Below are 12,824 nucleotides of genomic sequence, written 5' to 3'. Positions count from 1 at the left end.
ATGAAGATCGGTCCAGAGGACAACCGTGCTTCGCTGCGACGCAGGTGGGGAGTGCCGCTGGGTGTTGCCACCGGCGTCGCGGCGGTGAGCGTCGCGGCCGTGGCCGTCTTCAGCGGGGTAGGGGATGCCAAGCCGCTTCTCGCCGGTCCTGCCGGAAACCCGACGAGCGTCGCCGCGCCACCGAGTCCGATCACAACGCGTGGCTCCACGTCGGCCGGAGCCGGGTCGGCGCCGTCGTCGACTCGCACGACTTCCACCCCGGACGCGTTCGCCGTCACCAGCGGGACGACGAGCCCGATCGACGCGGGGACCGTCGCCAAGATCCTGGCCTCCTGCCTGGGCTCGGATGCCTCGAGCTACCACGCGGTGGTCGCGGCCCGCGCTCCCGTCGCCTCGCGGGACGGGGACGGTGTGGTCGTCGCCGTCAACTCCGCCGATCAGTACGTGCAATGCCAGTCGAAGGGCGACAAGGGCAACAGTCAGGATTCCCCGCCCACGTTCATCAACAATCGCCTGTGGGGCACCGGTCGTACGATCGAGTATTTCGACTCCATTAGCGAGGCCACCGGCAAGGGGCGATATCTCATGTTGGGCGCCGGGCATTACACGTCCGACATTGCCAAGATCGCCATCAGCTACGGCGATAATCCGAAGCAGTACCCGGCGGTCATGGCAGGCGGCGCGTTCGTCTACGCGGCGGCTCTCTCCGTCGACAACCCCGGCTCGCACTATGCGGGCCCGAGCCCCTACGTCCATGCCTACAACGCGTCCGGTGAGGAGATCTACAATCAGGAGAAGGACCCGCAGTTCACCAACAACCGGTAAATGGGCCAGTCGGTCGACCTTATTGCTGCCCGGCGAAGCCGAAGGACTGCGCGCCGGTCTCGCCGGCGCTGAGGATGAGTTCGCCCGGATCGACAGGCGTTCCCGCAAGTAAACGGTCGTCGGTCTCGGTGTGCCTACGGCCTGGAGCGAAGATCATCGAGTGCCGTGCAGATCGGGCGGACGCCGGTGCTCTCGGCAGCAACTGGCGCGAGCTGCCTGTCGAGCGGATCCGTGAACTACGGCGTCACAAGAACCTGACAGCCCATCTGGAGAGGCTTCTCAGCCACCTGTAGTCCGGCTACGACGGCTGCTCACCGTTGTCGAAGGCGGCGGCGACAGGCCGGCCGACCGATGCCGCGTACCACCACCGCCCCGGCCCACCCGCCCGGCAGTCAGCCGGCGGGCGGGCAGGGAAGCGGTGGACGAGGGGGCGCCGACGGCCTCGGCAGGGTTGCGGGTGGGGGGCAACTGACCATGGGAAAGCCGAGATCGGTGCCGTGTGACACGGCGCCTGCCTTGCCGGTGAAGGGTGCACGTGTACGGACGGTCGATGGCGGCTGCCAAGGCCGCGCCCAAGTGCAGGAGTTGACGGAGTTCGTGCGCAGCCGGGGCCACCCCCGATCGTGTCCCGGCTGCGGGGTGCGGCCGATGGCGTTCACCGTCCCGTGGACGGACGTCTGCTCGGAGAGCCCGCACGGCGCGGGGCTTGACGTGTGAGGTCCGATGCCGTGTCATCGTGAAAGAGACAACGACGACGGGTGACGCGATGGTGACAGAGGGGAATGGCGGCCCTGGTGCCGAACCCGCACGCGACAATGTGAGCCCACAGCCCAACGCTCCGAAACCTCCACGCGAGCAAGACGGTTGGGCTGCAGGCAACGTACCTGTGATCATCCTGGCTCTCGTCGTCCTGGTGCTGGGGATCGCGGGCATGGCGTCCAACGGCAGCGTCACCTGCCCCGGCGGAGCCACCAGCTGCGGCACTCCCTGAAACAACGCCACCGCATCTCGACATCGGGCGCCTGACGATCAGGCTGAGGGCGGACGCCGGTAGAAGCGTGGCGATGCGGCACGCGCTCTCACCATCGCGCACCAGGCACTCCGGCCAGGAGCTCTGACTGCTGCTGCCGGGCCGATTCGGCCCCGCCCGTCAGCGGGACGTGAGCCACCGCCTGCTGCGGCAGCGCTCGTGCTGCCGTCGTGGGGTTGTGGGTGAGGACCCGCAGCCGCCACAGTGCGTGTCCTCACCACTGTCCTGGGAGGTGTGGACAAGTGACAGGATCGAACAGCTGTGCCAGGTGGGCTGGTCAGTAGCCGCCGCTCTGTGACGACGACTGCTTGGTGATCTGCTTGCCATCAGTACCCAGCACGTACCACTTGGCGCCGAAGGCGTCGATCCCCTGGCCGTTGGTCTGCCCGGCCTTTGTGTCGTCGGCGAACGTGTAGAGCGGGTGACCGTTGTACGTCACCTGCTTCGAGCCGTCGCTGCGCGTGATGGCCGAGAGAAGTTTGCTGTTGACGCCGCCCTTGGCGATCGTCTTTCCGTTCGCCTTCAACGGCGGCCAGGCCTTGGCGCAGTCCCCGTTGCACGTGGACTTGTTCTTCTGGTCGGACTGGAAAAGGTAAAGGGTGTGTCCCTTGCCGTTGACCAGGATCTTGCCGAGCGGTGTGGACTTGGTGGACACCGTCGCGGAGGACGAAGTGCTCACGGCCGGCGCCGCTGCGTGTGCACCGCTTGCCGAACTGTGGCTGTCGCCTTGGGCGTACGCGACGGTCGTCGCGGACAGGAGAAGCGCCGATCCAGTGGCGGCGATGAATCCTCTGGTGTGTCTATTCACGAGAATCGCCTCGGAGAGTGTATTGCGGCCTCCGCTCGTGGGCGCGCGCCGCACATCTCCCAGTACACCCCGAAGCCGACGAGCTGGCCACAGCGTCGGTCGTTCACCCAAGACTCTGGTGAGCGGCCCAGTCAACGGGTAAGTCATGCCGGACCCGCAGACTGGAGACCTCATCGCGGAGCCACGAAGGTGGTGACGGAGGGGATCGAAATTGTCACGAAATGTGACTAAGGGTTTGTGTCATCTGCAGTGGCATCGTCCTGCAGAGCGGCGGCATCGCAGATCCGCATGGTGGTGACGCACCCGGCCAGGCCGGGTACAACTACCACTCCAGCGTCCGCCAGGACTACGCCGGCAGGCTCGCAGGTAAGTACAAGGGCACCCTCTTCACTGCCGCGTCACGTCACCGCAACCCCCGGCCGCCGCGTCCTGGAGGTCTACGACGCGGACGCCTTCCTCGGCGACAGCGCCGCCCTGGACGCCTGGGGTGCGTCGCCGTGGACGCCCTCACCGGCCCCCAGGTGAGACTGGACGCGGCCCCGCTGACTGGCTGCACGCCTTCCCATGTGGAGAACTGGCTTGTCCACCGCATGACACGGCCCGGCAGTCTGGCGTACAGCGTCGCCGGCGATCCGGTCTTCGCCGACCTCGGCCTGGCGATCCGCTCCCAGCGGGCCGGCGACGCCGTCCTGACCCGCCCCCTCTTCCTGCTCCACGACTGGCTCGACCTGTGGCACGCGCTGCCGAGCGAGGAGTGGAACTGCTCCTGAAGCGTGGTTTCCGTGCGGTGTCCTCCCCGGCGTCCGCCCTCGGATGCGGGCAGACACGGCTTCCCGGACCGGGGGAGGCGGGTTGCCTCCCTGACCCCTCTACCGTGCCGACGCCGTGAGGCCGGGCAACATGCGCCGCCGCGTGCGGGCTTTGCCGTGAGAGGCTCACCTCAAGGGGCCAGGCAGCTGGCCGTGCGGTGTCAGTGGTTCTCCCAGTCCGGTGCGAAGAAACGGGCCCCGCTGACGACGGTGTCTCCGGCTCGGGTGGCTCGCACGGACATGGTGAGCTCTTCCGGTCCCGGACCGCCGTCGCAGTGGACCAGCCAGCCCAGGCCGTGCTCCTCGATGTGCCGGATCACCTCTGCGTCGACCTCGGAGACCTTCCGGCCGATCAACGGGATGCCGTCCCATTCGACCTGGAGCCCGGTGTGCCCGTGCACGGTCACGGCAGCCAGGGCGGGAACGCCGTCCGGGTACCAGTAGTGGGCGCTCACCCTGGCCTTGTCGAACCGTTCCTCGCTCAAATACCACTGGCCGGCCCCGTGCTGTGACCACTGGTGCCGGCCCCGGCGGTTGGCCGGCACTTCACCGTGCAGCGCGGCGGCCACCTGGTGCGTGGTCATCCCGAACCGAAGCGGGCCGACCCGCTCCAGCGCCGTCCAGTCCCAGCGGGGCCGGTCCCGGTCCAAAGTCACCGGCCACGTGCCGGAGTTCGTCTCCACATCGCGGACGTCGTGCCACCGGATGACCGGCGTCGCCGCGTACGGATCCTCGGCCAGCGCGGGGCCGACCAGCAGGTCATCGGTGATCATTGCGTCCCCCCGGCTCCGCGTACCCGTCGGGCGACAACCCCCAGTCCTGCGCGGCACCCATGGGCAACCCCCAGGCCGCCACCTCCGGATCACCGCTCCAGTTCACCCGGACCGAAACCCCCACCCGCCGGGCAAGGTCGTGGATGTCAGCACGCGCCTGGGACGGCACCCGGGCGATCAGCCCGACGTCCCCCACCCGCACCTGCGGCCCGGACAACGCATCGACCGCCACGGCGACCAGAAGCGGCCCCGGCCCGTAGACCGCAGTCACGCCCACATCCCGGTACCGCTGCGAACACAGCCCGTTCTGCGAGCTGCGTGAAACGGAAGCGACCGCCCCGTCCAGCGCCTCCTTGACCTGATTCGGGCTCATCCCGAACTGCAACGGCCCGACCCCCACCAACGGCTCGAGCACCCACCGCGCACGCTGCGACTCCGGCTTCCTGGTCCACCAACTCACCAGCACGTCCCCGGGATCACTTCGAACAGCCTCGGCCTCCACCAGCCGGTGATCTTGACGGTCACCCTATGCAGGCCCACTGACAACGCGGTCCTTGATGTTGCCGGAGGACGGCATGCGCACGTGCTGGTGGACGGACTGGCAGCACTGGTTCTGACGCTGAAGCGGTAGCGGTCAACGAACTCCTGACAGCCGCTGACATTGCCTTGACCAGTGGATTTGTGTGGCTGAGAGTGGCCGTACTGATCGACTGGGGTGGGAAGCATGACGCACGACGAATGCGCGGACCGCTGCGAGGAGTTCTTCGCTGTGGGCGGGTTCACGCAGGTCCGGAAGCTGTCCGAAGCCGGCCTGGAGGAGCTTGGGCCCGATCCGGTGCTCTACCGGTGGCTCGGCCTGGCACACGCGGCGGAGGATGAGGACGACCACGATGCCGAGGCGGAGAAGGCCTACGAGTCCGGGCTCGCACAGTGGCCCGACGACCTCGGACTGCTCGTCTCCTACCTGGAGTTGTGCCTGCGGGCCGACGGCTGGACGTACCCGGGGCGTAGCGGTCGAGCTGTCGTGCTCAAGGAGCGGATCGCTGTCCTGGCTCCGGCGGGTTCGCCAGAAGCGGCGCGGGTGGAGGACGCGCTCGGCTGGGCCGGGCGCGGCTACTGGCAGGACGTACGGGAGAGGACGGCCACCGTGCGGGCCGAGCGGGCCGCTTTGACGTCCCACAGCGCTGATGTGGCAGAAGCGCTGGAGCGGGGCGGGCAGGCGCCCGCGCATCCCGAGGACCTGCGGGCCGCCGAGGTGGCGGCCGCGCTGGAGTTGCTGGCCGGTCCGTGGCGGGCCCCGCTCCGGCTCATGGTCCGTCATCGGGTGGCCGCATACGTCGCCACGTTCGTGCTCGTCCTCGCCACCAACAGAGCGCTGGTACTGAGCGGGACTGTCTCGTACAGCGTGTGGGGCTGGATCTGGTACGTGCCCCTCCTGCTGGCCGACGGAAGGCTCAAGCTGGCCCGGCGGGTGGCTCGGCAGCGGGTGATCGCCGCGATGGAGGCCCGGCACGCCGACACCGTCGCCTCCGCGGACTAGTGCCCCGGCAGGCAACGTTCGCCCCGTCGCGACGCCCGGCACGCTCCCCCGAGCTCTTCGAGCAGGGGGACCCCCACTCGCCGCACCGGGCACAAGCCCAAGTACGTCCAGTACGAGGGCTTGCACCCGGCACGCCGAGAGCACGCACCGGACGCCGCTCCTTGACGGGCAAACGTTGCCTGCCGGGGCACTAGCTGGCCTTTCCTTAGCGACTCGACGAGGGCCGATAAGACGGCCGCAAGAGGCCCTGCCCCTGGAGGGGGTAGGGCCTCTTGCGGCGCAAGGGGTCTGCGATGGGGGGCTTTCGTGCCCGGCGCTTCAGCCGGAAGTCCGCCCGGCTGAAGCCGGGGCAGCCTGCCGACGGGGCTTCTCTGGGGCCGATCTGGGTCCGGAAGGACGGTGAAACCCCGTGAATGATCAACGCGGTCGGGATGGCGCCGCACCTGCTGACCTGTATGGACGAGGAAAAGAGGGGTGCTCAGGGAAACAGGAGGCAACGTTCTGGAGAAGCGGCTCGCGGAGTGTCGATCGGCGTAGGGGCTCTTCGTCGGTGGGGTGAAGCAGCGCTCCTGGCCGGTATCGGGCGGGAGCACGTACACACCGGACCCCCCAGCCCAGGAGGCTCTCTCCCATGATCGCTCAGGCCCCCACGACCCCGTCAGCCCCGGTATCCAGGTCAGCCCTGGTATCCCCGTCACGGCTTCCCGCACTTCGCCTGCTGTTCGCCCGCCGCGCACGGCCGAAGGCGGTCGGTCCCACGCGGACCGCTTCACCCGCGGAGGAAGCCGTCCCCAGCACCCCGGACGTCTGGCTGGCCTGCCTTCGCCTGGGAGGCTGACCCGGCCCCGCCCGCCGTGACGGGGGCGGGCCGGGCGTCGGCTCAGCCGCCGGGGCGCGGGGCGGGAACGGCGGTCGGTCAGGATCCGCGCCGTGCGTCTGCGAGCTCGAACACGCCGTAGCCGAATCCTCGGGCGTTCACCGTGCCGGCGTCGATCCCGACGCCGTCCGATTCCAGGGAGCGCAGGCCGGTGGCCCACTCGACGACACAACTCGCCTGTTCCCGACGCGGGTTGACCACGACGAGGTACCGGCCGCCTCGCACGTACACGAACGGGTATCCGGCGTGAACCACCTCGACCGAGCCGGCCGGCCCCAGTTCCGGTGTGCCGGTGCGCAACGCGACCAGGCGGCGTACGAGATGCAGGAGCGAGGTGTCGTCGGCCCGCTGGGCGGCGACCGTCGGGCGCTCCGGGGACGGGTCGAGAGGGAGGTACAGGCGGTCGGAAGGGGCCGTGGAGAAACCGGCGTTGGGGCCCTCGTCCCACTGCATCGGCGTACGGGAACCCGCGCGGTTGTAGCGCGGGCCCAGGACACTGCCCTCCTTCTCGGGCAGTCCCGGAACGTAGCGCATGCCGATCTCGTCGCCGTAGTAGATCGCCGGCAGGGTCGGCCAGGTGAGCTGGAAGACGAAGGCGACGGGCAGCTGACCGGCCGTGCGGGGGCCGCAGTTGAGACGGGAGAAGTCGTGGTTGGCGGTCGGCAGCGCGATGAACCCCTGTTCCCCGAGCGCGTCGGCCGCACCGCGCCAGGCCTCCAAGAAGGGGCGCGGTGAGCCGCGGCCCTCGGCGTCGAAGAAGCAGTCGAGCGGGTCCCAGGCCTCGTTGACCGTGCCCTCGCCGTTGCTCCACAGCGAGCGCAGGGCGAGCCCGTCGGTGGGGCCGCCGAACTGGAGGAAGAAGTCCGCGTGGAATCCCGCCGGGACGGACACCTCGGGTTCGCCCCACTCCGAGAGCAGCACGGCCTCGGGGTGCGCGCCGTCCAGCCAGTGCCTCAACTCCGTCCAGACCGCGGCGGTCTCCCGCTTGTCCGGGTCGTCCTTCACGAGCGAGGCGGCCATGTCCACACGGAAGCCGGCCAGTCCGAGGCCCAGCCAGTGGTCCATCACCGTGCGCAGCGCGGCGCGGTTGGCGCGCGGACCCGGTGCGTCGACCGGCAGGCGCCAGGGCTCGTCCGGACGGGGGCGCCCGTAGCCGAAGTTGAGGGCGGGCTGGAACGCGAAGAAGTTCGGCAGGTACGCCCCCGGGCGGGTCCCGGGGGAGGGGACGAATCCGTCCGGGAGACGGCCCTCGGGTGCCCAGATGTACCGGTCGTCGTCCGGATCGTCCATCGCGGCCCGGAACCAGGGGTGCTGGTCTGAGGTGTGGCCCGCCACGAGGTCGAGCAGGACGCGGATCCCGCGGCGGCCCGCTTCGTCGACGAGGCGGGCGAGGTCGTCGTACGAGCCGTAGCGGGGTGCGACGCGCAGGTAGTCGGCGACGTCGTACCCGGCGTCGCCGAACGGGGACACGAAACACGGGTTGAGCCATACGGTGTTGACGCCCAGCCACGCGAGGTGGTCGAGGCGCTCGGTGATCCCGGCGAAGTCGCCGATGCCGTCACCGTCGGAGTCGGCGAACGACTGCGGATAGATCTGGTAGAAGACGGCGTCGGCCAGCCAGGCGGGGGCGGGGCGGAACGAGGTCATGCCGGTGACGATAGATCAGCGCACCGGGCGTCCGCTGCCCCACAGGCCGCCGTTCGGCCGCTGGTCGCCTCCCTGCCTCGGACGCGGGGCTGCCCCGGTCCGGATGCGGGTGCCCGCCCCGGTCGCGGGTGTCCCGGCCCGGGGAGGGCGTCGTGCCAGGCGGCCCGGCCGATACCCGGCCGACGATGGCGTCATGGGTGACGGCGGCGGCGATCCGAACCGACCGCGCCGCGACCGCGGCCGTCCACGCGGGCGCTGCCCGCTGCCCGTAACCCTTAAGCTCGGCGAGATGTTCTCCCCGCAAGGTCCCACCCTCCGCGAACTGACCGTGCAGGCACTCTCGTCGATCGAACGCGGTTACGACCTGCTCGCGCCCAAGTTCGACCACACGCCGTTCCGGACCCCTGACGCGATCCTCGAAGCCGTGGGAAGCGCCCTCGCGCCGATGGGGCCGTTCGCCGCGGGACTCGACCTCTGCTGCGGCACCGGCGCGGGCATGGAGGTCCTGCGGGAGCTGTGCCGGGAGAGCGTCACCGGCGTCGACATCAGCACCGGCATGCTGGCGGTCGGGCGCTCGCGGCTCGAGGCCGGTGGGCGACCGTCCCCCGCGACCGGTGATCGACCGTCCCCGGCAGCTGGTGATCGACCGTCCCCGGCGGGCGACGGCCGGCCGTCCACGGCAGGCGAGGGCCGGCCGCCGACGGTTGCCCTCGTGCGCGCCGACGCCCGTGCCCTGCCCTTCGGGCCGGCCTTCGACCTCGTCGTGAGCTTCGGTGCCTTCGGACACTTTCTGCCAGATGAGCTGCCCGGCCTGTTTTCCGGCGTCCACGGCGTCCTGCGCCCGGGCGGACGTTTCGCGTTCCCGGTCATGGCTCCGCCGCGGCCCGGCTCGGTCTGGTACTGGGCCCTGCTGGGCTTCGACACGGTGATGCGGGTGCGCAACGCCGTCCGGCGTCCGACCTTCGTCATGTACTACCGCACGTTCCGACTGGGCGACGTGGAGCGGGAGCTGGCGCGGGCCGGATTCCGGACGGAGCTTCACGCGCTGAACGAGTTCGGCCGGCGACGGGACGGCAGCCCGCGGGCCCGGATGGTCGTGGCCACACGTGAGGACACCCCGGCAGGACCCGCCGGCGCCGCGTGACACTGTTCGCCGATCCCCAGGTTCACTTGGCCGCAGGCAGCGTGAACTCGTAGACCAGGGCGTCCTGTTGGGCAGCCACGGTCAGGTCGGTGATTTCCAGGGGGCGGTCGTACTGGTCGTGCACGCGCCGGGTGACCCGTACCGACTGCGGGAGCCTGGTGATGGCGTCCCGGTGATGCAGGGTCAGGCCCGCCTTGCGCATCCAGTCGTAGGCGCGTGACAGCTGCGCCGAGGCGTGGCCGTCCGCGCGGTCGCGGTAGCGGGCGAGCTCCTCCACCTCCGTCACCGCGATGTCGGAGAACGATGTCACGGCCGAGCGCAGTCCGCTGCCGTCGGCCGCGGCGGACTCGTAGCGGTGGACCAACGTCGCCCGTAGCGGCGCGAGTCCGAGGGCCTCCGCGTGTTCCGGTGGAGGAGTCTCCCAGGTCACGGTGGTCCGCCGGCACCCGTCGGGTTCGCCGGTGTGCGCGCCGACGGGGAAGTCGAGGGACGGGACGTGCTCGGCGCCGGTGCCGGACAGCGTCGCATGGCTGCCGCGCCGGTCGGTGGATACCTGACCGTCGCGCCGCAACCTGTGCAGCGCCTGTCGTACGGTTTCCCGGCTGACGCCGAACCGGTTGGCCAACTCGCGTTCCCCCGGCAGTCGTTCTCCGGGCGGGATGATCCCGTCGCGCAGCTCGCCGAGCAGTTGTGCGGCGATCCGCGCGTACAGCGGTTCGTGGTCGGTCGGATGGGTGGTGCGGGCCATGTCCGCGCCTCCTGCATGGTGACATGAAGTAGCCGTGTGAGCTCGGTGCGCCACCACATGTAGCATTGGTCTAAACCACTAGCAAAGGGCGTCCAAGGACTTCGGCCGAATTCCGCCCGCGCTCCCGGTCGCCCGGCGCCGTGCTCGGAGGGCTCCGCCCGCGGCGTCCTCGCGTGCGGACATCCTTGGGCCGAGGGCGATGCGTTGGCCCGCCCGACCAGCCACGCATCTCGGCGCACCCCTGTCTCCGGGGCCGCGAGATAGCGAGACCCGCCCCACTCATAGTGTCCGAAAGTCCCCGGCCGGGCGCCGATCGCGCGGGCCCCGGACCGAAGGTCTGTCAGCAGGCCCAAGGGAAAGTCTGTCAGCAGGCCCAAGGGGATGCGGCAGCAAGTCCATCCGATCCTCTCGCCAGGTTCAACGGCCGTGCAGGGACGGTTCGTTCCCGAATCGAGTGTGACGATTCGCCCGGCCCGCACCTCTGTCGGCGCACCCCGTGGTCGCGCATACTCCTGGCCCCGGCCGGACGGTGAGACGACCGTCCACCCAGGCCCGGGACGAGAGGAGACGGTGCACAGTGAGCGCGGCGGCCGCGGGGACTTGGAAACTGGGCGACCTGGAGGTCAACCGGATCGGCTACGGAGTGATGCGACTGACCGGCAACGGCATGGCCGGGAACTCGGACGGCCCGCCGATCGACCGCGACCTCGCGGTCGGCCTGCTGCACCGGGCGATCGACCAGGGCGTCAACCACATCGACACAGCCTCCTTCTACTTCTCTTCGCTGCGCTCGGCCAACGAGCTGATCAACCGCGCGCTGTCGTCCCGCCGGGACGACGTGGTCGTCGTCACCAAGGTCGGGCCGGTCCGCGACCCGGCCGGCGAGTGGTACGCCATGGCCCGCCCCGACCAACTGCGCGGTCAAGTGGAGGAGAACCTGCGGCAGCTCGGTCGGGACCATCTCGACGTGGTGAACCTGCGCCGGAACGGTCGTGACACGCACTCCGTCGCCGAGCACTTCGGGGCGCTCACCGAACTGCGCGAGGCGGGCCTGATCCGTCACCTGGGCCTCTCCAACGTGGGCCCCGAGCATGTCACCGAGGCCCGGTCCATGGCTCCGGTCGTCTGCGTGCAGAACTCCTACGGGCTCGACGCGCGCGGGGCCGACGAGAGCGGACTGGTGGATCTCTGTGGCGAGCTCGGCATCGCCTTCGTCCCGTTCTTCGCGGTCTCAGGACTGCGCCGGGAGGCGGCGGCCGGGCAGGAGCGGGACGACCGGGTCCGTACAGTCGCCCGCGCCCACGGCGTGACGCCGGTCCAGGTGCGGCTCGCCTGGACCCTCCACCGCGGGCCGCACGTCCTGGCCATCCCGGGCACGGCCGACCCAGCCCACCTCGACGAGAACATCGCGGCCGGCGCCCTGCGGCTCACCCCGGAGGAGCTGGAACTCCTCGATGCGCCGGCAGGCGGCGGGGCGTCGGGCGGAGGCGGGGCGTCGGCGTAGAGGGCGCCCCAATACTCCAATGCAGGGGAGGCGTTGTCAGGGGCCAGCCGTAGGCTCGCCGCGTCAGGGTTCGGTGGATGGAGGCGACGTGAGTTTTGACCTTGCGGTGTGGTTCGAGTCCGGGCGCGTCTCGGTCGCCGACGCCACGCGCACGTACGAGCGGCTGTGCGACGGTGACCTGACCGGTGCCGGAGTCGTGGCGAACGAGGCCGTGGCCGCCTTCCACCGGGAACTGACCGACCGGTTCCCCGGGCTTTCGGCCACGGCGGACGACGACGCGCGGGCGGAGGCGTCACCCTGGGCAGCCGGCCTCGACGTCTCCGCCGCGCATGTGATCATGCCGATGTCCTGGAGCCGGGCCGATGACACGGCACCCGAGATGGTGGCCCTCGCCGGCCGGTACGGTCTGGTCTGCCTCGACCCGCAGGCCCAGGTGCTGCACCGTCCGCCCGCGCAGCGCGGGGCCGACGGGCTGAGTCTTCGGCCGTGTGTCGGGCTGAAGGTGGAGGACGCGGACCCCGAGGTGATCGACCGTGCCGTGCGCCGGCTGTCCGCGGAGAACTGGTTCCTGATCCTGGAGCGGCGCAGCGGCCACTTCCTGCAGGTCGGCCACGGCCCCAACGCGGGCCTCGCCACGGACGGCTTCGCCGTCGAACACCGGGAAGGGTCGATGGAACACCACTACCGCTGCGTGCTGAGCGGGCGGGACGAGGTGGCCGCGCTCTGCGCCGACTACGCGGCGGGAGCGAGCACCTGGAGCGTTGACGCACAGTGGGCCGGCCTCTTCTGACACGACCGTGTCTTCTGGGGCGACCGTCCGACGGACGGCCCCGGCCCTTCGCCGGTCCCGGTCCGAGGCCGTCCCGTCCGGTTCCTCCGAGGCCGCGCCGCCCCCTACTTCATCGGTGGAGATCTCTCTTCTCCCCGCGCGCCCGTGACCATGCCCCCGGTATGTTTCGGGAACAGGCCGATACAGGCCGCGCGAAAATCGCGCGACCTGTATCGATAATCCGGAGGGAATTCGGTTGATCCCGGTGTGGAATTCAGTTCCGAGCGGGAATGAATTCGTATCCGGGAAGGGTCGCGCGTCGGTACGGCCCCTCCCGGGGAGTTGCCTGA

Annotated in this window: 11 protein-coding genes; 6 read left to right on the top strand and 5 right to left on the bottom strand. The window is 70.2% G+C overall.

Annotation, left to right across the window (positions count from 1 at the left end):
* Nucleotides 1–825 (top strand): hypothetical protein, encoded by an 825-nt coding sequence (locus OG485_RS06550; protein ID WP_328665041.1) that lies wholly within the window; start codon nucleotides 1–3, stop codon nucleotides 823–825.
* Between the two features lie 1,307 nt (nucleotides 826–2,132).
* On the opposite strand, the gene OG485_RS06545 is transcribed toward OG485_RS06550, so the two are convergent.
* Nucleotides 2,133–2,534: a COG4315 family predicted lipoprotein gene (locus tag OG485_RS06545; RefSeq protein ID WP_326783293.1), complete on the bottom strand. Its 402-nt coding sequence runs from the start codon at nucleotides 2,532–2,534 to the stop codon at nucleotides 2,133–2,135.
* 626 nt (nucleotides 2,535–3,160) lie between these two features.
* On the opposite strand from OG485_RS06545, the gene OG485_RS06540 reads away from it, so the two are divergent.
* On the top strand, nucleotides 3,161–3,433 hold the full coding sequence (locus OG485_RS06540; RefSeq protein ID WP_328665040.1) for a hypothetical protein: 273 nt from the start codon (nucleotides 3,161–3,163) through the stop codon (nucleotides 3,431–3,433).
* A 200-nt stretch (nucleotides 3,434–3,633) separates the two neighbouring features.
* Here the strand turns inward: OG485_RS06540 and OG485_RS06535 are convergent, their stop codons facing one another.
* Both OG485_RS06535 and OG485_RS06530 read right to left on the bottom strand, forming a co-directional pair.
* Nucleotides 3,634–4,245, bottom strand: a complete 612-nt coding sequence (locus OG485_RS06535) for a hypothetical protein (RefSeq protein ID WP_328665039.1) — start codon at nucleotides 4,243–4,245, stop codon at nucleotides 3,634–3,636.
* Nucleotides 4,232–4,660: a hypothetical protein gene (locus OG485_RS06530; RefSeq protein WP_328665038.1), complete on the bottom strand. Its 429-nt coding sequence runs from the start codon at nucleotides 4,658–4,660 to the stop codon at nucleotides 4,232–4,234. Before OG485_RS06530 ends, OG485_RS06535 begins: the two co-directional genes overlap by 14 nt.
* A 309-nt stretch (nucleotides 4,661–4,969) precedes the next feature.
* On the opposite strand from OG485_RS06530, the gene OG485_RS06525 reads away from it, so the two are divergent.
* Nucleotides 4,970–5,785, top strand: coding sequence for a hypothetical protein (locus tag OG485_RS06525; protein WP_328665037.1), 816 nt, complete (start codon nucleotides 4,970–4,972; stop codon nucleotides 5,783–5,785).
* A 916-nt stretch (nucleotides 5,786–6,701) separates the two neighbouring features.
* On the opposite strand, the gene OG485_RS06520 is transcribed toward OG485_RS06525, so the two are convergent.
* Nucleotides 6,702–8,309: an alpha-amylase family glycosyl hydrolase gene (locus OG485_RS06520; protein ID WP_328665036.1), complete on the bottom strand. Its 1,608-nt coding sequence runs from the start codon at nucleotides 8,307–8,309 to the stop codon at nucleotides 6,702–6,704.
* Nucleotides 8,310–8,598: 289 nt separating this feature from the next.
* Here OG485_RS06520 and OG485_RS06515 point away from each other — a divergent pair, with 289 nt between their 5' ends.
* Entirely contained in the window at nucleotides 8,599–9,453 is an 855-nt protein-coding gene (locus OG485_RS06515) for a class I SAM-dependent methyltransferase (RefSeq protein WP_328665035.1), read from the top strand.
* Nucleotides 9,454–9,475: 22 nt separating this feature from the next.
* Here OG485_RS06515 and OG485_RS06510 read toward each other — a convergent pair whose 3' ends face one another.
* Nucleotides 9,476–10,201 carry a GntR family transcriptional regulator gene (locus OG485_RS06510; RefSeq protein WP_328665034.1) on the bottom strand — a complete coding sequence of 242 codons (726 nt, stop codon included), beginning with the start codon at nucleotides 10,199–10,201 and terminating at the stop codon, nucleotides 9,476–9,478.
* A 577-nt stretch (nucleotides 10,202–10,778) separates the two neighbouring features.
* On the opposite strand from OG485_RS06510, the gene OG485_RS06505 reads away from it, so the two are divergent.
* Nucleotides 10,779–11,705, top strand: coding sequence for an aldo/keto reductase (locus OG485_RS06505; RefSeq protein ID WP_328665033.1), 927 nt, complete (start codon nucleotides 10,779–10,781; stop codon nucleotides 11,703–11,705).
* A gap of 88 nt (nucleotides 11,706–11,793) precedes the next feature.
* Nucleotides 11,794–12,495, top strand: coding sequence for a hypothetical protein (locus OG485_RS06500; protein ID WP_328665032.1), 702 nt, complete (start codon nucleotides 11,794–11,796; stop codon nucleotides 12,493–12,495).
* Nucleotides 12,496–12,824: the final 329 nt, after the last annotated feature.

This window comes from Streptomyces sp. NBC_00328 (assembly GCF_036139655.1).
GTDB lineage: Bacteria > Actinomycetota > Actinomycetes > Streptomycetales > Streptomycetaceae > Streptomyces.
This window is presented reverse-complemented; position numbering and strand designations above follow the sequence as displayed.

Bases quoted from the DNA above. Each gene is read 5' to 3' on its own strand.
- OG485_RS06510 (WP_328665034.1), bottom strand. From the start codon at position 10,201: ATGGCCCGCACCACCCATCCGACCGACCACGAACCGCTGTACGCGCGG.
- OG485_RS06550 (WP_328665041.1), top strand. From the start codon at position 1: ATGAAGATCGGTCCAGAGGACAACCGTGCTTCGCTGCGACGCAGGTGG.
- OG485_RS06535 (WP_328665039.1), bottom strand. From the start codon at position 4,245: ATGATCACCGATGACCTGCTGGTCGGCCCCGCGCTGGCCGAGGATCCG.
- OG485_RS06525 (WP_328665037.1), top strand. From the start codon at position 4,970: ATGACGCACGACGAATGCGCGGACCGCTGCGAGGAGTTCTTCGCTGTG.
- OG485_RS06515 (WP_328665035.1), top strand. From the start codon at position 8,599: ATGTTCTCCCCGCAAGGTCCCACCCTCCGCGAACTGACCGTGCAGGCA.
- OG485_RS06520 (WP_328665036.1), bottom strand. From the start codon at position 8,309: ATGACCTCGTTCCGCCCCGCCCCCGCCTGGCTGGCCGACGCCGTCTTC.